Raw genomic sequence first — 23141 nt, forward strand, 5'->3', positions numbered from 1 at the left:
AGAAGAACCGTGGCGGGCGGTCGAGGCGGCGGAAGCGGCGGGGGAGCGGGGGAACGGTTCCGGGCGGCCCTCGTGCGGGTGACGGCGCGGCGGCGGCCTGACCTGGCGGGACCGGCCGGGGGCGGCCCCCCTAAGCTGGGTGGAACGTTTTTCGGGAGGTCGGGTGGCGAGAGCTTCGGGAGCGCGGCCGGTGGTCGGCGTGCTCGCCCTGCAGGGCGCCGTGCGCGAGCACGTCGCGATGCTGGAGCGGGCCGGTGCGCGGGCCGTGCCGGTCCGGCGGGCGGCCGAGCTGTCCGAAGTGGACGGACTGGTGCTGCCCGGCGGCGAGTCCACCACGATGTCGCGGCTGCTGGAGAGCTTCGCGCTGCTGGAGCCGCTGCGCGCGCGGATCGGGGACGGGCTGCCCGTGTTCGGCTCGTGCGCCGGGATGATCCTGCTGGCCCGCCAGGTGCTCGACGGGCGCCCGGACCAGCAGCAGCTCGGCGGGCTCGACGTGGTGGTCCGGCGCAACGCGTTCGGCCGCCAGGTCGATTCGTTCGAGGTGGACCTGGACTTCGCCGGCGTGGCGGGCGGGCCGGTGCACGCGGTGTTCATCCGCGCCCCGTGGGTCGAGAAGGCCGGCGCGGGGGTCGAGGTGCTGGCCACCGTCGCGTCCCCGGGCCCGCAGGACGGTGACCCGGGACCCGGGGACGCGGGGACTAGGATCGTCGCCGTCCGCCAGGGGTCGGTGCTGGCCACGGCGTTCCACCCGGAGATCACCGGGGACGAGCGGGTGCACCGGTTGTTCGTCGAGCTCGTGCGGGAAGCCTGAGCAGAAGGGCGGCGTCCGTGGCGTGAGCACCGGGCGGACGCGGAACAGATGGAGGAGAGATGAGCGGCCACTCCAAGTGGGCGACGACGAAGCACAAGAAGGCCAACATCGACGCGAAGCGTGGCAAGCTCTTCGCCCGGTTGATCAAGAACATCGAGGTGGCCGCCCGGACCGGTACCGGCGGGGGTGACCCGGACGGCAACCCCACGCTCTACGACGCCATCCAGAAAGCGAAGAAGAACTCGGTCCCGCAGGACAACATCGAGCGCGCGCGCAAGCGCGGCGGCGGTGAAGAGGCGGGCGGTGCCGACTGGCAGAACATCACGTACGAGGGTTACGGCCCCAACGGCGTGGCCGTGCTGATCGAGTGCCTGACCGACAACAAGAACCGCGCCGCGATGGAGGTCCGGACCGCGCTCACCCGCAACAACGGGTCGCTGGCCGACCCGGGCTCGGTGGCGTACATGTTCACCCGCAAGGGCGTGGTGATCATGCCCAAGAGCGACGCGAGCGAGGACGACGTCCTCATGGCGGTGCTCGACGCCGGCGCCGAGGAGGTCAACGACCTCGACGAGAACTTCGAGATCGTCTCCGAGGGCGGGGACCTGGTGCCGGTGCGCAAGGCGCTGCAGGAGGCCGGGTTCGAGTACGAGTCGGCGGAGCTCACCTTCCTCCCGTCGGTGACCGTGGACCTCGACGCCGAAGGCGCGAAGAAGGTCTTCCGGCTCATCGACGCCCTCGAAGACTGCGACGACGTGCAGAACGTCTACGCGAACTTCGACGTCTCCGACGAGGTCATGGCCGAGATCGACTGAACGGCTTCCCGAACGGAGAACCGCGCGGCCCGGTTTCGGGTCGCGCGGTTTTTTCCGCCCGGTGGCCGGACTTCCGCCGCGATCGAACCGGCGGGTAGCCGGATCCCTTGGCGCGCCCGGGAAAATTCGCGCGCGTCGGGCCTGGGCTCAGCCGTGCGGGTACGGCACAATGTGCGCCGTGACCACCCGAGCCCCCGCCCCCGCCGTCCCCGCCCCCGAAGAGCAGCGCCTGATCGAGTGGATCGAGACGCAGGCCCGGGAACGGGGGAACGCGGTCATCGCGGTGCCGGACGACGAGACCGGCGCCGGCTACAGCTTCACCGCCTGCGCCTGGGCGCTGCACGGCGTGCCCGAGGCCGTGGTCGTGGGCCTGCCCGGCGACATGGGCCCGACGCTGCTCGACGCGTACGTCGACCGCGCCGCCAACGGGGAGATCTTCGAGGTCGGCAAGTCCTACGGCGACTTCTTCGAGGGCGGCCAGGTCGTGTTCGAGCGGGTGGCCAAGGGGCACTACCCGGAGTACTTCGGCTCCGCGTTCCTGGTCTACCCGGACGGCGACTTCCCGGCCCTGCAGATCCTCGTCGCCACCGTCGACGGGCACTTCCCGTGGCAGGCCGACGCGCCCGGGGGCTTCGCCGACTGGCAGCCGGTGCTCACCGAATCCGGGCGGCCGGAGAGCTGGACCCCGGGCGTCGACGGCCCCTGAGCCGTTCCACCGGTTCCGGGCCCGTCGACCGCCGGGTGCCCGGCGGGCACCACCACCGGCCGCGGTTCGGGACCTCGGCGACCGATGAATTCCTCCGGCTCCGGCATGGCTCCCCTCCGGCCGCGGTCCCGCCCAGTAGCCTGCACCTCGAACGAATGTTCGCGTCCGGTGTGAAGGAGAGCGTGTGCGGGTGCTCGGGGTCGACCCCGGTCTGACCAGGTGCGGCCTGGGGGTGGTCGACGGCGGTCTCGGCCGCACCGTCCGCGCGGTCGCGGTCGGGGTGGTGCGCACACCGGCCGGCGAAGACCTGGCCCGCCGGCTGCTCGGCATCGCCGACGAGGTCGAGACCTGGCTGGACCGGTACCGGCCCGAGGCGGTCGCCGTGGAACGGGTGTTCGCCCAGCACAACGTCCGCACCGCCATGGGCACGGCGCAGGCCGGCGGGGTGGTCGCGCTCGCCGCGGCGCGCCGGGGCCTGCCGGTCGTGTTCCACACGCCCAGCGAGGTCAAGGCCGCGGTCACCGGCTCCGGGCGCGCGGACAAGGCCCAGGTCACCGGTATGGTGATGCGCCTGCTCAACCTCGAGGTGAAACCGCACCCGGCCGACGCGGCCGACGCGCTGGCCCTGGCCATCTGCCACCTCTGGCGCGAGCCGATGCGGGTCCGCCTGGCCGAGGCCGAAGCCCGCGCGGCCGAGCTGGCCCGGACGCACAAGGCCCGCCTCGCCGCCGCGGCGAAGCAGGCCGGCGCCCCCGCGGACCGGCGCGTCCGGACCGCCCCGAGACCGGCCGCCCGGGAAAAGACCCAGCAGGACAACACAGGAGCCCCTCGATGATCTCCTCGGTACACGGTGAAGTGCTGTCGGTCGGCCTGGACCACGCGGTGGTCGAGGTCGGCGGCGTCGGCTTCGCCGTGCAGGCCACCCCCGCGACGCTCTCGACGCTGCGGCGCGGGGAGAAGGTGCGGCTGCACACCGCGCTGATCGTGCGGGAGGACTCGCTGACCCTGTTCGGCTTCGCCGACGCGGACGCGCGCGAGCTGTTCGGCCTGCTCCAGACCGTGTCCGGGATCGGCCCGCGGCTCGCGCTGGCCACCCTGGCCGTGCTGGAGCCGGACAAGCTGCGCGCCGCGGTCGTCGAAGGCAACATCACCGTGCTGACCCAGGTGCCCGGCATCGGCCGCAAGGGCGCCGAGCGGCTCAGCCTGGAGCTGCGGGACAAGGTCTCGGCGCTCGGCGGGCTCGGCGGGGCCGGTGACGCGCCGGTGGTCTCCGCGCCCGGGGCGTTGCGCGCCGAGGTGGTGGAAGCGCTGGCCGGGCTGGGCTTCCCGGCGAAGCAGGCCGAACAGGCGGTCGACCGCGTCCTCGCCGAGGGCGACGGGCACACCACGGCCACGGTGCTGCGCGCCGCCCTGGCCACCCTCGGCCGCAAGCAGTAGCCGGTGGACCACGAGGTGACCGAATTCGAAGCGCACGACGGGCCTGTGCCCAACGGGACAGCGCACGACGGGACTGTGGACGACGGCACCCTGTCGGCCCTGTCGCAGTACGGCGAGGGCGAGCTCGAGACCACGCTGCGGCCCCGCAAGCTCGACGAGTTCGTCGGCCAGCCGCGGGTGCGCGAGCAGCTGGAGCTGGTGCTGGAGAGCGCGCGGCGCCGCGGCGTGCCGCCCGACCACGTGCTGCTGTCCGGCCCGCCCGGGCTGGGCAAGACCAGCATGGCGATGATCGTCGCCGCCGAGCTGGGCGCGGCCATCCGGATCACCTCCGGCCCGGCCCTGGAGCGGGCCGGCGACCTCGCCGCGATGCTGTCCAACCTGGCTCCCGGCGACGTGCTGTTCATCGACGAGATCCACCGCATCGCCCGGCCCGCCGAGGAGATGCTGTACCTGGCCATGGAGGACTTCCGGGTCGACGTGGTGGTCGGCAAGGGACCGGGCGCGACCAGCATCCCGCTGGAGATCGCGCCGTTCACCCTGGTCGGGGCCACCACCCGGTCCGGCTCGCTGACCGGCCCGCTGCGCGACCGGTTCGGCTTCACCGGGCAGATGGAGTTCTACACCGACACCGAGCTGGAGCTGGTCGTCCGGCGCGCCGCGACGATCCTCGACATCCCGATCGACCGGGCGGGCGGCGCGGAGATCGCCCGCCGCTCGCGGGGCACGCCCCGGATCGCGAACCGCCTGCTCCGCCGCGTCCGCGACTACGCCGAGGTGCGCGCGGACGGCAACGTGACCCGCGCGGTCGCCCGCGCCGCGCTCGAGGTCTACGACGTCGACGAGCTCGGGCTCGACCGGCTCGACCGCGCGGTGCTGGGCGCGCTGGTCCGCTCGTTCGGCGGCGGACCGGTCGGCGTCTCGACCCTCGCGGTGGCGGTGGGGGAGGAGCCGGGCACGGTCGAAGAGGTGTGCGAGCCCTACCTGGTGCGCGCGGGCATGCTCGCCCGGACCCCGCGCGGCCGGGTCGCGACCGCGGGCGCGTGGGAGCACCTCGGCCTGGTCCCCCCGGCCGATCCGGGACGAGCCGACCCGGGGAGCCCGAGCCTGTTCGACCAGGGCTGACCGGGGGCCGGAGCGGGACCGGGCAGGTCCGGCGAGACGGTCCGGCGGCGGTGCCCCCGCCCGGGACAGAGGAGTGGGTGCTGGCGTTTGCGCTGGCACCTGGCACACTCGAAGACAGCACATCCGCCAAAACCGGACGCCGGCCGCTTTTCCGCGGCGTCCGTCGAATGGAGAGTCATGAACCAGTTACTGCTGCCGTTGCTGCTGCTGCTCGTGGTGGCCGTGCCGCTCGTCATGGGCACCCGCAAGCAGAAGAAGCAGCAGGCGGCCCAGAAGGACCTGCTGGAGAACCTGGCCCCCGGCGACCGTGTGATGACCACGTCGGGCCTCTACGGCAACGTGGCCGACGCTTCGAGCGAGACCACGATCGACATCGAGATCGCGCCGGGCGTGGTCACCACCTGGCTGCGCCAGGCCGTCCGCGAGAAGATCGAGCCGGTCGTCGAGACCGACGAGGACGTGGTGGCCGACACCGATCCCGCCCTGGTCGGCGGCGTGGCCCCGGTCTCTTCGCAGGCCCCGGCCCAGGAGACCATCTCCGCGGTGGAGGACGACAAGTCCGGCGCCCAGGTGGCGCCGCCGCTGGAGCACGGCAAGAAGTAGCCGCTCGCGACCGACGAAAGTCGGTACGGGTGGACGCCGGACTCACGCAGCACCGAGTACATTCTCGGTGCTGCGTGCGTGTCCGCCGTCATAGTCATGCCCAGCAGCGTCCGGGAAAACCCTCCCGGCTCGCTCACCGTAACCAGTGGGGCACACCCAGTCCGAGGAGACCGAAGCACCGTGGCACCATCGGCCGGGCACCTGCGCCCGGGACGCTATCTCGCCTTCTTCGCCCTGATCGTGATCGTGCTGTACGCACTGGTGTTCTTCACCGGGGGCGGAAAGCCGGCGCCGAAGCTCGGCATCGACCTGCAGGGCGGCACCCGGGTCACGCTGACCGCGCGCACGCCCGACGGCAGCCAGCCCAACCGCGATCAGCTCAACCAGGCGCGCCAGATCATCGAGACCCGGGTCAACGGGATCGGTGTGGCCGGGGCCGAGGTCCTGCTGGACGGCAGCAACGTCGTCATCACGGTGCCGGGTGAGCAGGGCGACCAGGCGAAGACCCTCGGCCAGACCGCGAAGCTCGGCTTCCGCAAGGTGATCACCTCGCAGCCGAACGCCCCGGTCACGGCCCCCACGGGCAAGCCCTCGACGCCGCCTTCGGGCAGCGCGTCGACCCCGCCGTCCTCCGGCGCTTCGGCGCCCCCGCCGGCTTCGGGCCGGCCCTCGTCGCCCCCGGCCAGCGGTGGCGGCGGCGCGGCCGGCGCGCCCGCGCAGACCCCCAGCGCCCCGCCCGCCCCGCCGTCCGGTGCGCAGAAGCAGCCGACCCCGATCGAGCAGGCCCAGGCCGTCCGGCAGAACGCCGACCTGGCCTCGACCGACCAGGCCAAGGCCCAGGCCGCGCAGCAGGCCGCGCTGGCCTCGCTGACCTGCGCGCCGAACGTCAAGGACCCGCTCGAGGGCAACGACGACTCGGCCAAGCCGCTGGTCGCCTGCGGGGACAAGGACGCGACGAAGTACGTGCTGGGCCCGGAGTTCCTGCCCGGGACGGACATCTCCACCGCCTCCTCCGGCTACGACCAGACGCGCGGGCAGTGGACCGTGGACATGACGTTCAAGTCCTCCGGCAGCAAGATCTGGGGGGACTTCACCTCGGCCAACGTCGGCTCGCAGGCCGCGTTCGTGCTGGACACGCAGGTGGTCTCGGCGCCGACCATCCAGTCGGCCATCCTCGGCGGCAACACCCAGATCACCGGGCAGTTCACCCAGTCCGACGCGAAGAACCTGGCCGACATCCTGAAGTACGGCTCGCTGCCGCTGTCGTTCAGCTCCTCGGACGCGACCACGGTCTCGGCCACGCTCGGCCTGGCCTCGCTGGAGGCCGGCCTGATCGCCGGTGCGATCGGCTTGATCGTGGTGTTCGTCTACTGCCTGTTCTACTACCGGCTGCTGGGCATCCTGACCATCTTCTCGCTGGTCCTGTCCGGGCTGCTGGTGTACGCGGTGCTCATCCTGCTCGGGCGGTGGATCGGCTACACGCTCGATCTCGCGGGCATCGCCGGCCTGATCATCGCCATCGGCATCACGGCCGACTCGTTCGTCATCTACTTCGAACGGCTGAAGGACGAGATCCGGGAGGGCCGGACGTTCCGGTCCGCGGTGGGCCGCGGCTGGGTCCGCGCCCGGCGCACCATCCTGGCCTCGGACGCGGTGAGCTTCCTGGCCGCGGCGATCCTGTACGTGATCGCGGTCGGCGACGTGCAGGGCTTCGCGTTCACCCTGGGCATGTCCACGGTGCTCGACCTGGTGGTCGTCTACCTGGTCACGCACCCGCTGGTGTCGCTGTTCTCCACGTCGAAGTCGGCGTTCCTGTCCAATCCCCGGCACCTCGGCCTCGGCGCCGTGCAGCAGCTGGGCTCGCAGCGCAAGGCCGCGCGTCCTTCGGTCGGCCGCTCGAACGTGAAGGAGGCCTGACGTGGGCGAGGAAGACCAGGGCAAGGTCCCCGAGACCACCGGCGCGACCGGGGCCACCGGAGCCTTCGAAACCCCCGAAACCGCTGGAACCGGGGGAGCCACCGGTACCGACGCCACGGGCACCGCCGCCCGGGCCACAGCGGTCCGGGGCGGCAAGGCCAAGAAGGAGAGCGTGTTCCACCGGCTCTACGTCGGCACGGGCGCGTTCGACATCATCGGCGTGCGCAAGCGCTGGTACCTCTTCTTCGCGGCGCTGGTGCTGGTGTGCCTGGCCTCGATGGTGTTCCGCGGGTTCAGCTTCGGCATCGAGTTCGAGGGCGGCACGCAGATCCAGATGCCGGCCCGCGGCGCGAACGGCGAGGCCACCAGCCAGCAGGTGATCGGCTCGTTCACCAAGGCGCTCGGCGAGCAGCCGGCGGAGACGCAGAAGGTCGGCACCGGCAACGCCGCGACGATCCAGATCCGCTCCGAGACCCTCGACGCGGCGAAGGTCGCGAAGGTCAAGGATCAGCTCTTCGCCGACTTCAAGCCGATCGGCAGCAACGGGCAGGCCAGCGAGCAGGCGATCAGCGACAGCGCGGTCAGCGCGTCCTGGGGCGGGGAGATCTCCCGGCAGGCGGTCATCGCGCTGCTGGTGTTCCTGGTGGCCGTGGTCATCTTCCTGGCCATCTACTTCGACACCCGGATGGCGCTGGCCGCGCTGGTCTCGCTGCTGCACGACATCGTGGTCACCGCGGGCGTGTACTCGCTGGCCGGCTTCGAGGTCACCCCGGCCACGGTGATCGGCCTGCTCACCATCCTCGGTTTCTCGCTCTACGACACGGTGGTGGTGTTCGACAAGGTCCGCGAGAACACCCGCGGGCTGCTGGGCCTGACCCGCCGCACGTACGCCGAGGCGGCGAACCTGGCGCTGAACCAGACGCTGATGCGCTCGTTCAACACCGCGTTCATCGCGCTGCTGCCGATCCTGGGCCTGCTGATCGTCGGGTACATCCTGCTCGGCTCCGGCACCCTGCAGGACCTGGCGCTGGTGCAGCTCACCGGCACCCTGGTCGGCGTGCTGTCCTCGGTCGCGCTGGCGACGCCGCTGCTGGTCGACTTCAAGATGCGCGACCCGCAGTACCGGCAGCAGGCCGATCGGGTCCGCGCCCGCCGCGCGAGCCAGGAGAAGAAGACGGCCTCGCGCGCGGCCGGCGTCGAGGGCTTCGACGCCGGTGACGACGATGCCCTGGAGGCCGAGCTCCGCAAGGAGAAGGCCTACGCGGCAGCGGCCAGCGTCTCGGCCCGCACGCCGAAGGCGAAGCCGCGCCGCGGCGGGGCGCCCTCGGCGAAGCGGAAGCGCTGAGCCGGATGGACCTGGACCAGGCCCTCGGCCTGATCGCCGAGGTGCCGGACTTCCCCGAGCCCGGCGTGCTGTTCCGCGATCTGAGCCCGCTCTTCGCGCACGCCGCCGGGTTCGCGGCGGTGACCGACGCGCTGGCCGGCACCCTCGACCCCGGGGTCGAGCTGCTGGCCGGCGTGGAGGCCCGCGGCTTCCTGCTGGCCGCGGCCGTCGGGTACGCCCGCGGCCTCGGCGTGGTGCTGGTGCGCAAGCCCGGCAAGCTGCCTTCGGTGGCCGGCCGGGTCGACTACGCGCTGGAGTACGGCACGGCGAGCGTGGAGCTGCCCGCCGGGATCGTCCGGCCCGGTCAGCGGATCGCCGTGCTCGACGACGTGCTCGCCACCGGCGGCACGGTCGCGGCCACCGGGAAACTGCTGGAGGACGCCGGGGCCGTGGTCACGGGCGTTTCCGTGGTGCTCGAACTCGCCGGGCTCGGCGGGCGTGCGGTTCTGGGCGGCCGCCCGGTGCACTCGCTGCAGAGCTGCTGATCCCCCCGGCCGGGCGCTCTGCTCGCGGTGCGCCCCGGTTCAGACCTCCGGGTGACCCTCCGAACGGGCCTGGGCCGAGAGCCCGCGCGGCCCAGCGGCTACCCTGGGGGCTCGAAGGCCGCACGAGCAGCAGGAGGTGCGGGTGAGCCAGGAGCTCGACGCAGCGTCGCCCGCCCAGGACGCCGCCGGGGGGCAGGGCGCGCAGGCCGTGCCGCCGCCGAAGCCCAACGGCGCGGCGCCCACCCCGTCCGCGACCCGCCGGGTCCGGGCCCGCCTCGCGCGCCGGATCACCGCCCAGCGCGCCGCCCCGGTCAAGCAGGTGCTCGAACCGCTCGCCGTCATCCACCGCGAGCTGCACCCGAACGCGGACCTGTCGCTGCTGCAGCGCGCCTACGACGTCGCCGAGGAACTGCACCGCGAGCAGCGGCGCAAGTCCGGCGACCCGTACATCACCCACCCGCTCGCCGTCGCCACCATCCTGGCCGAGCTGGGCATGGACACCACGACGCTGGTCGCGGCGCTGCTGCACGACACCGTCGAGGACACCGGCTTCTCCCTCGAGGAGCTGAAGGCCGACTTCGGCGACAAGGTCGGCGAGCTGGTCGACGGCGTGACCAAGCTGGACAAGGTCAAGCTCGGCACCTCGGCCGAGGCCGAGACCATCCGCAAGATGGTCATCGCCATGGCCAAGGACCCGCGGGTGCTGGTCATCAAGCTGGCCGACCGCCTGCACAACATGCGCACCATGCGGTTCCTGCCGCCGGAGAAGCAGGCCCGCAAGGCCCGCGAGACCCTGGAGGTGCTGGCCCCGCTGGCCCACCGGCTCGGCATGGCCACGGTGAAGTGGGAGCTGGAGGACCTGGCCTTCGCCATCCTGCAGCCGAAGAAGTACGACGAGATCGTGCGGCTGGTCGCCGACCGCGCGCCCTCGCGCGACACCTACCTCCGCTCGGTGATCACCGACCTGACGGGCAACCTGGTGTCCTCGCGGATCACCGCGAAGGTCGAGGGCCGGCCGAAGCACTACTACTCGATCCACCAGAAGATGATCGTCCGCGGCCGCGACCTGGACGACATCCACGACCTGGTCGGCGTGCGGATCCTGGTCGAGGACGTGCGCGACTGCTACGCGGCCATGGGCGTGGTGCACGCGCTCTGGCAGCCGGTGCCCGGGCGGTTCAAGGACTACATCGCGCAGCCGCGGTTCGGGGTCTACCAGTCGTTGCACACCACCGTGATCGGGCCGGACGGCAAACCGCTCGAGGTGCAGATCCGCACCTACGAGATGCACCGCACCGCCGAGTACGGCATCGCCGCGCACTGGCGGTACAAGGAGACCAAGGGCACCCACGGGGGCAACGGGGCGGGCAACTCGGTCGACGTCGACGAGATCGCCTGGATGCGCCAGCTGCTCGACTGGCAGCGCGAGGCGGCCGACCCGGGCGACTTCCTCGAGTCCCTGCGCTACGAGCTGGCCGCGCGCGAGATCTTCGTGTTCACGCCGAAGGGTGACGTGATCACGCTGCCCGCCGATTCCACGCCGGTCGACTTCGCCTACGCCGTGCACACCGAGGTCGGGCACCGCTGCATCGGCGCCCGCGTGAACGGCCGCCTGGTCGCGCTGGAGCGGAAGCTGGAGAACGGCGAAGTCGTCGAGATCTTCACCTCCAAGGCCGAGAGCGCCGGGCCGAGCCGCGACTGGCTGCAGTTCGCCGGCTCGCCGAAGGCCCGCGCGAAGATCCGGCAGTGGTTCGCCAAGGAGCGCCGCGACGAGGCGATCGACGCGGGCAAGGAGGCGATCACCAAGGAGGTCCGCAAGGTCGGGCTGCCGATCCAGCGGCTGGTCTCGGCCGAGTCCATGGGCTCGGTCGCCAAGGAGCTGCGCCACGCCGACATCTCCTCGCTGTACGCGGCCGTGGGGGAGGGCCACACCAGCGCCAAGCACGTGGTGCAGCGGCTGGTGGCGCTGCTCGGCGGCGTCGACGAGGCGGAGGAGGAGCTGGCCGAGCGGGCCACCCCGTCCACCGTCACCCGGCGCCGCGGCTCCAACGACGTCGGCGTGGTGGTCAAGGGCGCCAGCGACATCTGGGCCAAGCTGGCCCGCTGCTGCACCCCGGTGCCGGGCGACGAGATCCTCGGCTTCGTCACCCGCGGCGGCGGCGTGAGCGTGCACCGCACGGACTGCACGAACGCCGACGACCTGCGCGCCCAGCCGGAGCGCCTGGTCGAGGTCGAGTGGGCGCCGTCGGCCTCCTCGGTCTTCCTGGTCGCCATCCAGGTCGAGGCCCTGGACCGGCACCGCCTGCTCTCGGACGTGACGAAGGTACTGGCCGACGAGAAGGTCAACATCCTGTCGGCCTCGGTCACCACCTCCCGCGACCGGGTCGCGGTCAGCCGCTTCTCGTTCGAGATGGGCGACCCGAAGCACCTCGGGCACGTGCTGAAGGTGGTTCGGGGCGTGGAAGGCGTGTACGACGTCTACCGGGTGACTTCGGCTTCCTAGCCGGGGGATCGCGGCGGTCCGGGGTTCCCGCGGCGCCGGGTCGGCGGCAGAGGGTGCTGCGGGCAGCGGGCACCCGCGGGTGGGGCCTGGTGCCACGGGTTTCGCGCGGGGCGGGCCGATTAGGGTTCGGGGCATGACCGACGGATTCGAGTTGACCCGCGACGGCGAGGTCGCCCGGCTGACGTTCTCCCGGCCGGAGAAGATGAACGCCATCACCTACGGGATGTGGTCGGCGATCCCGGACGTCGTGGCCCGGGTGGAGGCCGACCCGGCGCTCAAGGTGCTGGTGCTCGACGGCGCGGGCCGGCACTTCTCGGCCGGTGCGGACATCAGCGAGTTCCGCGAGCTGCGCTCCACCGCCGACGGCGCGGCGACCTACGACGAGGCGGTGGACGGTGCCGTGCGCGCGCTGAGCGCGATGCGCAAGCCGTCGGTGGCGATGATCCAGGGCAACTGCATCGGCGGCGGCTGCCAGGTGGCGGTGGCCTGCGACTTCCGGTTCGCCGAAGCCGGCGCGCGGTTCGGCATCACCCCGGCCAAGCTCGGCATCGTCTACCACTTCGACTCGACCCGGCAGCTCGTCTCGCTCGTCGGCCCGGCCAACGCCAAGTACTTCCTGCTCTCGGGTGAGCTGGTCAGCGCCGGGCGGGCGCGGGAGCTCGGGCTGGTCAACGACGTCTTCGAGGCCGAGGGGCTGGCGGGCGCCACGGCGGCGTTCGTCGCGACGCTGTGCTCACGCTCGCAGGCCTCGGTCCGCGGGATGAACCGGATCATCGAAAAGATCGTGGCGGGGCAGGAGCACACCGACGACGAGGTCGAGGCCCTCCGGCTCGGGGCCCTGCACGGCGAGGACTACGCGGAGGGCGTCGACGCGTTCCTCCACCGGCGGACACCGAAGTTCACCTACCGCTGAGCGCGCACCGCCCGGCCCGGACCCGCACAGCGAGGTGGGTCCGGGCCGGGCGGTGCGCCGGTTCAGCTTTGGCGGGGAAGGCGCCTCAAGCGGCGACCGTCACCGCGGTGAACTTGACCGGGTTCTTGGGCTCGCCGGTCGCGCCGTCCTGGCCCACGGTGCCGATCCCGGTCTTCGCGATCTGGTCGAGCACCTTGAGGCCATCGTCGGAGATGCTGCCGAAGATGGTGTAGGTCGCGGGCAGTTCGGCGGTGCCGTAGACCATGAAGAACTGGCTGCCCCCGGAGTTCGGCTGGCTGGTGTTGGCCATCGCCAGGATGCCGCGGCCGTACTTCTCCCCGGCGAAGTACTCGTCCGGCAAGGTGAACCCGGGTCCGCCCTGGCCGTCGGTCTCCACGTTGCCCTTGGCGTTCGGGTCGCCGCACTGCAGGATCTGCAGATCGGTCACGCCCAGGCGGTGGCAGATCGTGTTGGTGTAGAAGCCCTGCTCGATCAGGCTCTTGATCGCCTGCACGGTGCACGGCGCCAGCGCCCGGTCGAGCGTCACGGGGATGTCGCCCGCGGTGCTCTTGAAGGTGGCGTTGACCGTCCCGGTGGACGAGACGTTCTTGCCCTCCGGCACGGCCGGCTTCTTCGAGCCGGCGGGGCTCTGCGCGTCCGCGGCGTAGGTGCACGAAGTCGGGTTCGCCACCGGCTGCGGCCGCTTCGGCATCGCCGTGCGCTGGGTCGGGATGTTCGTCAAGGTCGGCACCGGGGGCGCCGAGCTCGACGAAGACGGCGGCGGCGAGGCGGCCGCCGTGTCGTCACCGCTGCCCCCGCTGTTCACCACCCACACCACCACACCGGCCACGATGAGGACGACACCGCCGACCACACCAGCGCCAACGATCTTGCGTCGCTTCGCCCGCTCCGCCCGGCGCACGAGCTGCCGCTCGAGTTTCCGCTTCGCGGCTTCACGGCGCTGCTGGTTGGTCGCCACCCGCCCTCCAGTTTCCGCTCGGTGTCACACGTCTGAGTTAGCGGCAAGTGTATGGGCACAGCCTGTGAGAACTCTGTACAGGGGCGGCTAGTCTCGACCCGATCGTGATCAGGGCTGCTTCCCGGGGAGGGTTTCGTGCTTGTCGCCGGGTTCGCCGCGGGGCCGTTGCGGGCCAACTGCTACCTGCTGGCGCCGTCCGCGGGCGGCGCGTGCGTGATCGTGGACCCCGGCGAACAGGTGGGCGAACCCCTCGCCGCGGCGCTGGCCGGACACGGGCTGACCCCGGTCGCGCTGCTGGCCACGCACGGCCACCCCGACCACCTCGGCTCGGCGGCGGCGCTGGCGCGGGCCCACGACATCCCGCTGCACCTGCACCCGGCCGACTCGGGCTTCTACGACGGCCCGTTCGAGGCGCTCGCCGAGGGCCCGCTGAGCGTGGCCGGGCTCGAGCTCACCGTGCTCGCCCTGCCCGGCCACACGCCGGGCTCGGTGGCGTTCACCGCGACGGCGGGCGAGGGTGGCAGGCTGGTGCTGACCGGGGACACGCTGTTCGCCGGGTCGATCGGCCGCTGCGGCGACCGCGACGCCGGCGCCGAACTGGAGAGATCGTTGCGCACGAAGCTGCTCACCCTGGCCGGTGACACCGTGGTCCTGCCGGGCCACGGGCCGGCCACCACCATCGGCCGGGAACTCGCCGGGAACCCGTTCCTCACCGGGGCGCAGGCGTGACCGGGCCGGGGGGCGCCGAGCGGCTGCCGCTGTTCGCCGACGAACCGCGCCTGCGCCGCCGCCGGGGCTGGTCCGGGATCCTCGGCGCGGTGATCCTCGGCGCGGCGGCCGGCGGGATCACCGGGCTGTTCGCCGGGCAGCTCCCGGGGCTGATCGTGGCCGTGGTGATCGCGCTGCCGCTGGTCTACGTGGTGCTCTACAGCGTCCGCCGCCGGATCTGGATCGAGGGGACCACCCTGCTCGTGCGCACCTGGGGCGTGCGGCGGATCGACCTGGTCGAGGCGGGCCGGCTCGACGTGGTGATCAGCGACGTGCGGGGCACGCGCACGGTGAGCCTGCTGGTGAACGCCGGACGGCGGCGCAAGGCGGTGAAGGTCGACCTGGCCGTGTTCTCCGGGGCCGGCGGCCGGGAGCTGAGCGCGCTGCAACTGCGCCGACTGGCCGACGCGCTGCTGAACAACACCGAGGCCAACGGGCTGGTGTTCTCGGAGCTGCTGGTGGCGGAGCTGCGCTCGGAGGCGCGGGGCGGGACGGCGGCGGAGCGGCCGCTGTACCAGCTCGCCTCGGCCGCCCCGGCCGGCCGGTACGTGCAGCGGTTCCCGATGGAGGCGGTCAGCCGGTTCGTGGCGACACTGGGCTGAAGTTCCGCTCGGGTTCGGGCGGTGGTGGCTTCGGCGGGGTCGGGCGCGACGCAGGCGGGGTCGGGCTGGGCGAGATGCCGGTCGGGTTGGGCCGGGCGGGTGGGCAGCCCTGGTGCTCCCGGTGCGGACTTCGTGCCGCATGCGCGGGCCGCCGGGGTGGGATCGCGTCACCGGTGTGACTACGGGGTATCGGCGGTGCCCACGAGGTGGTCGATCGGTTCGCGCGCGGCGATCAGCGCGGCCAGCACCGTGGTGACCGGGACGGCCGCGACGATGCCGACCGAGCCGGCCAGGGTGCGGATGATCTCCGAGGCGATGTCCTCGCTGCCGAGCAGCGCGCCGAGCCCGACGCCGGAGATCGAGGAGTACAGCAGCACCGGGAGCGCGGCGCCGGCGTAGGCCATCACGAGCGTGTTGACCGCCGAGCCGACGTGGTCGCGGCCGATGCGCAGGCCGGAGCGGTACAGCTCGCGCCAGCCGAGCGACGGGTTGGCCCGGCGCAGCTCCCAGACCGCGCTGGTCTGGGTGATGGTGACGTCGTCGAGCACCCCGAGCGCGCCGATCACCACACCGGCCAGCAGCAGCCCGCGGGCGTCGATGCCGTGGCCGAGCGAGCCGATCAGCGTGGAGGTGGCGTCGTCCAGGCCGGTCAGCGACGCGGTGGCGGAGAAGATCGCGGACAGCACGCCGATGAGCGCGAGGCTGACCAGCGTGCCGAGCACCGCGACCGAGGTTCTCGCGGACAGTCCGTGGGTCAGGTACAGCGCGACGAACATGATCGCGCCCGCCCCCGCGATCGCGACCACCAGCGGGCTCTGCCCGGCCAGGATCGCGGGCAGCACGAACAGCACGATCACCACGAAGCTCAGCACCAGCGCGACCAGCGCGGCCAGCCCCTGCCACCGCCCGAGCACCAGCACCGCGACCGCGAACAGCGCGGCCAGCACCACCAGCGGCGTGCCGCGCTGGAAGTCGACGAGCTGGAACGACGAGGGGTCGCCCGGGTCACCGCCGTTGTAGGCCAGCACCACGGCGTCACCGGTGGAGAAGCGCGGGGTGCTGGGCTCGATCGGCACGATCAGCTTCAGCGGCCGTCCGTTCCCGGGCCCGTCGGTCATGGTCAGGTCGACGGTCAGGCACGGCTTCTGGTCGGGGTCCGGCTGCGCCCCGACCTGCACCTGCCCGGTGGCCAGGCAGGGCCCGGTGGCGGTCGCGGTGATCGAGGCCTGCACGGGGGTGCCCTGCGGGACGGCGCTCTTCGGGGTGGGCTTGCCCCAGGGGTAGAGCACGATCATCCCGACGACCGTCGCCAGCGCCAGCGGGGTGAGCAGCCAGACCAGCAGGTTCCGCACCCGCCGGGAGGCCGGGGCGGCGGGACCGTGGCCGTGCCCGTGGCCGTGCCCGGCGGCAGCGTTCGGGCCAGGGCGGTCGAAGGATTCGGCGTCCCGGCCCTCGGCGGACGCCTGCCCGCGGGGCCGCACGGCCCGGCGGGTCCCGGCCGGCGGCTCCTCGGCGCCTCGGGGCGCACCGGCGGTCCCGTCCCGTGGCCTGCGACGGCCGACGGCGGGCGTTCCCGCCCCGCCCCCGGTCGTCTCGGCGGGTGACTCGGTGTCTTCGGCCCCCCGATCGCCGGTGGTGCGGGGCAGACGGCGGGAACCGGGTGCGCCGGCGGGAAGTTCACCTCGCCGGGGCCGGGTGGGCTCACCCGCGGGGCGTGGGCGGCGGGATCGGTCGTCGATGTCCGGGTGACGGTCGGAGGGGTCGTCGATGCCTGGACGGCTGTCAGAGGGGTGAAGCCGGGGGTCGTCAGTCCCAGGACGGCTGCTGGAGGGGCCGGGGCGGGGGTCGTCGTTGTCCGGGCGGCGGTCGGGGGTGCGAGGGCGGCGGTGGTCCGGCGGCGGGGTTTCCCCGGTCCGGCGGCGGTCGGGTCGTTCGGGGCGGGGGCGGCGCGGGCGCTGGTCCCGCGCGGCGGGCCAGACGGCGCCGGCGTCCGGCCAGGAGGTGTCCGCGCCCGGGGCGTCGGCACTCGGCCAGGCGTCGCCGGCGGATGGTTCGCCCGAAGAGGAGCTGCCCGGCGAAGCACTGCTTGTCCGAGTGGCTGAGGACGGACGGCCTGAGGAAGGGCCGGGCGGGGAAAAATCGGCCGGTGAAGGATCGGCCGGGTCCGAAGCGGGCCACCCCGCTTCGGCATCCGGGGCGGCCGGCGGAGGCGTCGCTCGGGGCCGCCGGGGGCGGGACGGGGCGGGCGCCGCGGACGGGGGTTCGCCGGGGACCCGGCGGATCGGGCCGGTGTCGTCGTCGGGGTAGTCGTGCGGTGCCACGGCGCACATCCTGCACTCCCCGCCCCGGCCTCACCCGTATCGGGTGGGGGAGAACCCGGTCGTAACCGGCGTTTCGGCCTCGGCCGCGGTCTGGCGCACGTGCACGCGGCGGTAGGCCGAAGGCGGGGTGTCGAAGTGGTCGAGGAAGGCCTGGCGCAGCGTTTCGGTGGAGCCGAAGCCGCAGCGGCGGGCGATGGCGGCCAGCGGCAGGTCGGTGCCGGACAGCAGCCGCGCGGCGTGCTCGGCGCGGACGGTCCGCACGTACCGGCCCGGGGTGGTGCCCAGGTGCGCGTCGAACAGGCGGGTGAGCTGCCGGGTGCTGATCCCGGCGTGGCGGGCCAGCACCGGGGTGCCGAGGTCGCCGGCGAGGTGCTCGGCCACGTACGCGGTCAGGTCGCGGACCTGGCCGTGCTCCGGCGGCGGCGCGGAGAGGAACATGCTCACCTGGGCCTGGTTCCCCGGCCGCTGCAGGTAGGTCACCAGCATGCGGGCCACCTCGCGGGCCAGCGCCGGTCCGTGGTCGGCCTCGATGAACGCCAGGGTCAGGTCGAGGCCGCTGGTCACCCCGGCCGAGGTGTAGACGTCGCCGTGGCGGACGAACAGCGGGACCGGGTCCACCGTCACCGCCGGGTACCGCTCGGCGAACCGCGACGCGTACGCCCAGTGCGTGGTCGCGCGGCGGCCGCTCAGTAGGCCGGCCGCGGCGAGCACGGTGGCGCCGGTGCAGACCGACGCCGTGCGGCGGCTGGTCCGGGACAGCCGTCGCACGTGCTCCAGCAGGCGTTCGTCCGCGGCGGCCCGCACGTGGCCGTGGCCGCCGGAGACGATCACCGTGTCGAGCTCGCCCGGCACCTGGTCGAGCCGGGTGTGCGGGGTCAGGGTGAGCCCGGACTGGCAGCGGAACGGGTGACCGTCCACAGTGGCCAGCCGGACCTCGTACGGCGGGCGGGCGCCGAGCCGGTTCGCCGCGTCGAGCGCGTCGGACACGCAGGCGACGTCCAGCAGTTCGGCGTCGGGGTAGGCGACGATCACGAACGGCCGCGGGGGACCGGGCATGAGCGGGAAGCTACCAGCTCGACCGGCCGACGGACACGGTTCGCAGGAATCCGGACAACGCCGCCGCCCCGGCGGCCGGGCCGGGCCACGGTGGCGGCATGACCGAGCCACAGAAGACCCTCGCCTTCGTCGTCTACCCGGGCTTGACCTCGCTCGACCTGGTCGGCCCCCTGCAGGTGTTGAGCGCGCTGGACGCGGCCGGGCCGGAATTCCGCACGGTGGTCGTGGGCGAGACGCTCGAACCCGTCACCACCGACTCACCGTTGCGGATCGCGCCGAGCCACACCTTTGACGCGGTCACCGACCCGTACGCGATCATCGTGCCGGGCGGCGGCGTCCCGACCCTGCAGGCGCTCGCGGACCGGACGCTGATCGGCTACCTCGCCCGGGCCGCCGAGACGGCCGAGCTGGCCGCGTCGGTGTGCACCGGCTCGCTGCTGCTCGGCCAGGCCGGGCTGCTGAACGGCCGCGAGGCGACCACGCACTGGCTGTTCCGCGACCTGCTCCCCGCCTTCGGCGCGACCCCGGTGGCCAAGCGCTGGGTCGAGGACGGCCCGGTGATCACCGCGGCCGGTGTCTCGGCGGGCATCGACCTGGCCCTGCACCTGGTCGAACGGTTCGCCGGCACCGAGGCGGCCCGGCGGGTCCAGTTCGGCATCGAATACGACCCCGAGCCCCCGCTCGGCCCGCTGGACTGGTCGGACGTCCCGGAGGACCTCGGGTCACTGCGCGAGCTGGTCCTCCGCGAGGGGCTGGCCGGCCGGCCGGAGCTGCGCGCGAAGCTGCTCGCCCGCGCCTGACCCACCAACGGGCTGAGCCATCCGGGTGAGCCCGCCGGGAACCGCCGGGCGGCCCGGGCCCCGCGGTTACCTTCGGGCCACTCGGACGGGCGTCATCCAGCGGCTGGGGAGCTTCGTGGTGCGGTTCCAGGTCCTCGGCCCGTTGACGGCCACGGTGGTGGCGGATCCACCGGGGGCGGCCGTGCCGCTGCCCTCGGCCGCGCAGCCGCGCCGGTTGCTCGCGTTGCTGCTGGCTCGGCCGAACGAGTTCGTCGGCCGGGCCACGATCGTCGACGAGCTGTGGCCGGCCGGGGCGCCGCCGAGCGCGGCCGCGATCGTCCAGGTGACCGTGTCGAAGCTGCGCAAGGCGTTGTCGCCGGGGCTGGCTTCGGACGATCCGGGGCAGCGGCTGCGGTCCGGGCCCCGGGGGTACGCCCTGGCCGTCGGCGAGGGCGAGCTGGACGCGGCCGAGTTCGTCGCCCTCGCCTCGGCCGGGCTGGCCGCCGAGGACGCCGGGGCCAAGCGCGGGCTGCTGGAGCGCGCGCTCGCCTGCTGGCGGGGCGGGGCGTTCTGCGACGTCGAGACCGGGCCGCTGGTGGAGGCGCACGAGCTGTGGCTGGAAGACCGGCGCCGCACGGTGCTGGCGCAACTGGTGGAGCTGCTGCTGGCCGGCGGCGATCGGCGGGCGGTGGTCCACCGGCTCGCCCCGGCGGTCGCGGCCCACCCCGCCGACGAACGGCTGGCCGCCCGCCTGGCCGACGCGCTGGCCGGCCTCGGCCGCCGGGACTCGGCGCTCGACCTCCTGCGCCGGACCCGCCGTGCGCTCTGGGACGAGGCGGGCGTGACCCCGGGCCCGGAACTGGAGGCGGTTTACCGCCGCGTCGCGGGCGCCGAGTGGACGACGGCGGGGCCGCCCGCGCAGCTGCCCGCACCGGCCGCCGACTTCACCGGACGAGCGGCCGAGCTGGCGGAAATCGGCCGCCGGCTGCGCTCGCCCGCGCCGGTGGTCGTGCACGGCGCGCCGGGGTCCGGCAAGAGTGTGCTCGCCGTGCAGGCCGCTTGGCGGTCCCGTCGCCGGTTCCCGGACGGCCAGCTCTTCGCCACCCTGGCCGCGGCCGAGCCGCACGACGTGCTCGCCGGGTTCCTGCGCGCGCTCGGCGCGTCGGCGGCCGAACTGACGGCCGGCGGGCCCGGGTTGACCGGGCTCTGGCGCAGCCACACCGCGGACCGGCGGCTGTTGGTCGTGCTGAAGGACGCGCGGACCGAGGCGCAGGTACGGCCGCTGCTGCCGAGCGGTCCGGGCTGCGCTGTGCTGGTGACGTCGCGCAACTCGCTGGCCGGGCTGGAATCCGCCCGTGCGGTGCCGGTGGGTCCGATGTCCGCGGCGGACAGTCGGGCGCTGCTCGCGGCGGTGGCGGGGCCGGACCGGCTGGCGGCCGAGACCGAGGCCGCCGACGTGGTCGCCACCCACTGCGCCGGGCTCCCGCTCGCGGTGCGGATCGCCGGGCTGCGGCTGGCCGCGCGGCCGCACCTGCGGGTCGCCGGACTGGCCGCGCGGCTCGCCGACGGGCACCGGGCCCTGGACGAGCTGGTGGCCGGCGATCTGAGCGTGCGCGCGGTGGTACTGGCGATGCTGCACGGCCGCCCACCCGTCGAGCACGAACTGCTGCGGCAACTGGGCGGGTTCGGCCACCCGGTGCCGGACTGGTGCGCCGCGGTGCTGCTGGGCTGCCGCGCCCCCGAGGCCGCCGCACGGCTTAACCCCCTGGTGGACGCCCACTTGCTCACCGCGGACGAGCACGACCGCTACGCGGTGCCGAGGTTCGTCCGGCTCGCCTTGGCCCGGCTGCCGGACCGCCCCGGACGGAGCCGAACCGCGCCCGGGCCGACGCGGGAGCCGGGCCACGGACCGGACCAGGCCGTCGCTCCGGCGCCCCCGGCCCGCGAGCCGGTCGGGCCCGGCCGAGGTGCAGGCAGTCCGGCCACGGCCGAGGTGGGCCGGTCCGGACCGGATCGGGCCGCGCCGGATCGGGCCGCACGCAATCCGGACGGCCCGGCCATCGGCGAGCCGGACCGGGGTGGGCCGGGTCACGACGGACCCACCTATGTTCCGGGGCCCGACCGGGGCACCGACCGCGCCGGGTCGAATGGCGCGGGGTCGGGTGGCGCGGGGTCGGGTGGTACCGGGTCGAATAACGCCAGACCGAACCGCACCGAATCAAGCGGTGTTGGATCGAATCGTGCCGGGTTGAATGGCGCCGGGTCGAGCGGCGCCGGATTGAATGGCGCAGGATCGAGCGGCGCCGGGTTGAATAGCGTGGGGTCGAGTGGTGCCGGGTTGAATAGCGCTGGATCGAGTGGTGCTGGACCCAGCCGCACCGGGTCGAATGGCGCTGGACCTCATCGCGGCGGGTCGAATGGCAGCGGATCCAGCGGTGTCGGATGGGATGGGGCGGGGTCGAGCCGCGTCGGATCGGGCGGGGCCGGGTCAGGGCGGTCCGGGCCGGATCGGTTCGGGCCGGATCGGTTCGGGTCGGAGCGGGCCGGGTCCGGCGCCGCCGCCGGTCGGCCGTCGGCGGGGTCGGGACGGGGCGGGCTGCGCCGGGCGCTCGAAGTCGTGCTGGCGGTGTCCGAGCGAGTGCTTTCCTTGCTCGACAACGGCTTCACCCCGTCCGGGGAACCGTTGGCCCACCCGGAACCAGTCGTCCTGCGGGCGGCCGTCGCCGACCCGCACGCCTGGCGGGACACCGAGACCGGTCTGGTCGCCGCCGCCGTCCGGCTGGCCGGCGTGCACGGCTGGCCCGAACTCGCGGTGCGGCTCTCGGACGCCTGCCTCGCGCTGGCCGGTCCGCCGGGGCTGGGCGGGCTCGCGCGGGAGGTGTCCGTGACCGGGCTGGCCGCGGCGCGGCGGCTGGGGGACCGGCCGGCCGAGGCGGGCCAGCTGTTCGCCCTCGGGTCGGTGCACTGGCAGCGGGGGCGCTCGCGGCCGGCGCGGGTGTACTTCGCCATGGCGGCTCGCCGGTTCCGCGCGCTCGGGGACCCTCGGGGCACCGGCGCGGCGCTGGTCGTGCTCGCCGACATCGATGCCGACGCCGGGCAGGCCGCGTTCGCCCTGGAGGAGTTGCGGGAGGCGCTGGACCTGTTGCGCGAGTGCGGGGACAGCCGCGGCCAGGCCACGGCGGCGGCCCAGTTCGGCGCCCTCTCGGAAGACCTCGGGGACCTCCGGCGCGCGCACGAGAGCTTCGAAGCAGCCCTGATGCTCGCCGAAGGGTGCGGGCACGACCAGGTGGCCAAGCGCTACGCCGACGTCCTGCGTCGCCACGGCCACCCCGGCCGGGCGGCCGACCTGCTGGCCGGCGCGCTCGACGGCGCGGTTCGCGGGCGTGCGCGGCACTGGGAGGCCCATGTCCTGCGCAGCCTGGGCGACCTGCACACCGAAGCGGGCGAGGCCGGCGAGGGGGAGCGCTGCCTGTCGCGGTCGCTCGCGTTGTTCGAGCAGATCGGACACCGGCACGCCGCCGCGTACACCCACCGCAGCCTGGCCGAGGCGCTGCTGGCCCGCGCTGACCGCGAAGGCGCCGAACGGCACCTGCGGGCCGCGATGGGGGTGTTCCACGAGCTGCGGGACCGTCGCGGCGCCGGGTACGGGCTGCTCAGCTTGGGCCGGCTGCGCGCAGAAGCCGGTGCGGACCGGGCCGCCCGGCGGGCCCTGGTCGATGCCGCCGGGATGTTCGAGGGGCTGGGCTTCCCGTTCTGGGAGTTGCGCGCGCTGCGGGAGCTGAACGCCGTGTCCAGTGATTCGCCCGGCCGGGACCGGGCTCGTGAAGTCCTGACGAAGATCAGGATCTGACCCCGCCCGCGAGCCGGCGGCCCGGCGCGCGTTTGGCGAAGTTATGGCGGCTGCGGATTGGCTGCGGCCCGGCGGAGCGGCCCTGGCCGG

Annotated in this window: 19 protein-coding genes; 16 read left to right on the forward strand and 3 right to left on the reverse strand. The window is 73.8% G+C overall.

Translation table 11 applies throughout. The features are described 5' to 3' along the window. The first annotated feature begins 163 nt into the window (after positions 1–163). From pdxT to NYF13_RS16320, 12 genes are all read left to right on the forward strand, one after another. On the forward strand, positions 164–811 hold the full coding sequence (gene pdxT / locus NYF13_RS16265) for a pyridoxal 5'-phosphate synthase glutaminase subunit PdxT (protein ID WP_315657772.1): 648 nt from the start codon (positions 164–166) through the stop codon (positions 809–811). Between the two features lie 59 nt (positions 812–870). Then, a complete protein-coding gene (locus NYF13_RS16270; RefSeq protein ID WP_315657774.1) occupies positions 871–1626 on the forward strand; it encodes a YebC/PmpR family DNA-binding transcriptional regulator in 756 nt (251 codons plus the stop codon). 169 nt (positions 1627–1795) lie between these two features. Beyond that, a complete protein-coding gene (locus NYF13_RS16275; RefSeq protein WP_315657777.1) occupies positions 1796–2332 on the forward strand; it encodes a DUF4262 domain-containing protein in 537 nt (178 codons plus the stop codon). Between the two features lie 184 nt (positions 2333–2516). Then, the gene (gene ruvC / locus NYF13_RS16280) at positions 2517–3167 is read left to right on the forward strand and encodes a crossover junction endodeoxyribonuclease RuvC (protein ID WP_315657780.1); all 651 of its coding nucleotides are present in this window, start codon (positions 2517–2519) and stop codon (positions 3165–3167) included. Then, positions 3164–3769 (forward strand): Holliday junction branch migration protein RuvA, encoded by a 606-nt coding sequence (gene ruvA / locus NYF13_RS16285; RefSeq protein ID WP_315657783.1) that lies wholly within the window; start codon positions 3164–3166, stop codon positions 3767–3769. The genes ruvC and ruvA overlap by 4 nt, the downstream gene beginning before the upstream one ends. 45 nt (positions 3770–3814) lie before the next feature. After that, a complete protein-coding gene (gene ruvB, locus NYF13_RS16290; protein WP_396287684.1) occupies positions 3815–4891 on the forward strand; it encodes a Holliday junction branch migration DNA helicase RuvB in 1077 nt (358 codons plus the stop codon). Between the two features lie 177 nt (positions 4892–5068). Next, the gene (gene yajC, locus NYF13_RS16295) at positions 5069–5494 is read left to right on the forward strand and encodes a preprotein translocase subunit YajC (RefSeq protein ID WP_315657784.1); all 426 of its coding nucleotides are present in this window, start codon (positions 5069–5071) and stop codon (positions 5492–5494) included. A 180-nt stretch (positions 5495–5674) separates the two neighbouring features. Next, the gene (gene secD, locus NYF13_RS16300) at positions 5675–7411 is read left to right on the forward strand and encodes a protein translocase subunit SecD (protein ID WP_315657787.1); all 1737 of its coding nucleotides are present in this window, start codon (positions 5675–5677) and stop codon (positions 7409–7411) included. 172 nt (positions 7412–7583) lie between these two features. After that, positions 7584–8756 carry a protein translocase subunit SecF gene (gene secF, locus NYF13_RS16305; protein ID WP_315660333.1) on the forward strand — a complete coding sequence of 391 codons (1173 nt, stop codon included), beginning with the start codon at positions 7584–7586 and terminating at the stop codon, positions 8754–8756. A 5-nt stretch (positions 8757–8761) separates the two neighbouring features. Then, complete coding sequence (locus NYF13_RS16310) at positions 8762–9280, forward strand: adenine phosphoribosyltransferase (protein ID WP_315657789.1); 519 nt, start codon at positions 8762–8764, stop codon at positions 9278–9280. A 142-nt stretch (positions 9281–9422) separates the two neighbouring features. Further along, positions 9423–11783, forward strand: coding sequence for a bifunctional (p)ppGpp synthetase/guanosine-3',5'-bis(diphosphate) 3'-pyrophosphohydrolase (locus tag NYF13_RS16315; protein ID WP_315657791.1), 2361 nt, complete (start codon positions 9423–9425; stop codon positions 11781–11783). 133 nt (positions 11784–11916) lie between these two features. Next, a complete protein-coding gene (locus NYF13_RS16320) occupies positions 11917–12696 on the forward strand; it encodes an enoyl-CoA hydratase-related protein (RefSeq protein WP_315657793.1) in 780 nt (259 codons plus the stop codon). A gap of 85 nt (positions 12697–12781) precedes the next feature. On the opposite strand, the gene NYF13_RS16325 is transcribed toward NYF13_RS16320, so the two are convergent. Beyond that, positions 12782–13675: a peptidylprolyl isomerase gene (locus NYF13_RS16325; protein WP_315657795.1), complete on the reverse strand. Its 894-nt coding sequence runs from the start codon at positions 13673–13675 to the stop codon at positions 12782–12784. A 135-nt stretch (positions 13676–13810) separates the two neighbouring features. Here NYF13_RS16325 and NYF13_RS16330 point away from each other — a divergent pair, with 135 nt between their 5' ends. Further along, positions 13811–14404: an MBL fold metallo-hydrolase gene (locus NYF13_RS16330; protein WP_315657797.1), complete on the forward strand. Its 594-nt coding sequence runs from the start codon at positions 13811–13813 to the stop codon at positions 14402–14404. After that, complete coding sequence (locus NYF13_RS16335) at positions 14401–15045, forward strand: hypothetical protein (protein ID WP_315657799.1); 645 nt, start codon at positions 14401–14403, stop codon at positions 15043–15045. Before NYF13_RS16330 ends, NYF13_RS16335 begins: the two co-directional genes overlap by 4 nt. A gap of 179 nt (positions 15046–15224) precedes the next feature. On the opposite strand, the gene NYF13_RS16340 is transcribed toward NYF13_RS16335, so the two are convergent. Both NYF13_RS16340 and NYF13_RS16345 read right to left on the reverse strand, forming a co-directional pair. Next, positions 15225–16691 (reverse strand): YibE/F family protein, encoded by a 1467-nt coding sequence (locus NYF13_RS16340; protein ID WP_396287685.1) that lies wholly within the window; start codon positions 16689–16691, stop codon positions 15225–15227. A 705-nt stretch (positions 16692–17396) separates the two neighbouring features. Then, positions 17397–18422 (reverse strand): GlxA family transcriptional regulator, encoded by a 1026-nt coding sequence (locus NYF13_RS16345; protein WP_315657803.1) that lies wholly within the window; start codon positions 18420–18422, stop codon positions 17397–17399. A gap of 98 nt (positions 18423–18520) precedes the next feature. Here NYF13_RS16345 and NYF13_RS16350 point away from each other — a divergent pair, with 98 nt between their 5' ends. Both NYF13_RS16350 and NYF13_RS16355 read left to right on the forward strand, forming a co-directional pair. Next, positions 18521–19222: a DJ-1/PfpI family protein gene (locus NYF13_RS16350; RefSeq protein WP_315657806.1), complete on the forward strand. Its 702-nt coding sequence runs from the start codon at positions 18521–18523 to the stop codon at positions 19220–19222. Between the two features lie 118 nt (positions 19223–19340). Next, a complete protein-coding gene (locus tag NYF13_RS16355) occupies positions 19341–23051 on the forward strand; it encodes a BTAD domain-containing putative transcriptional regulator (protein ID WP_315657808.1) in 3711 nt (1236 codons plus the stop codon). Positions 23052–23141: the final 90 nt, after the last annotated feature.

Source organism: Amycolatopsis sp. PS_44_ISF1 (assembly GCF_032335455.1).
Classification (GTDB): Bacteria; Actinomycetota; Actinomycetes; order Mycobacteriales; family Pseudonocardiaceae; genus Amycolatopsis.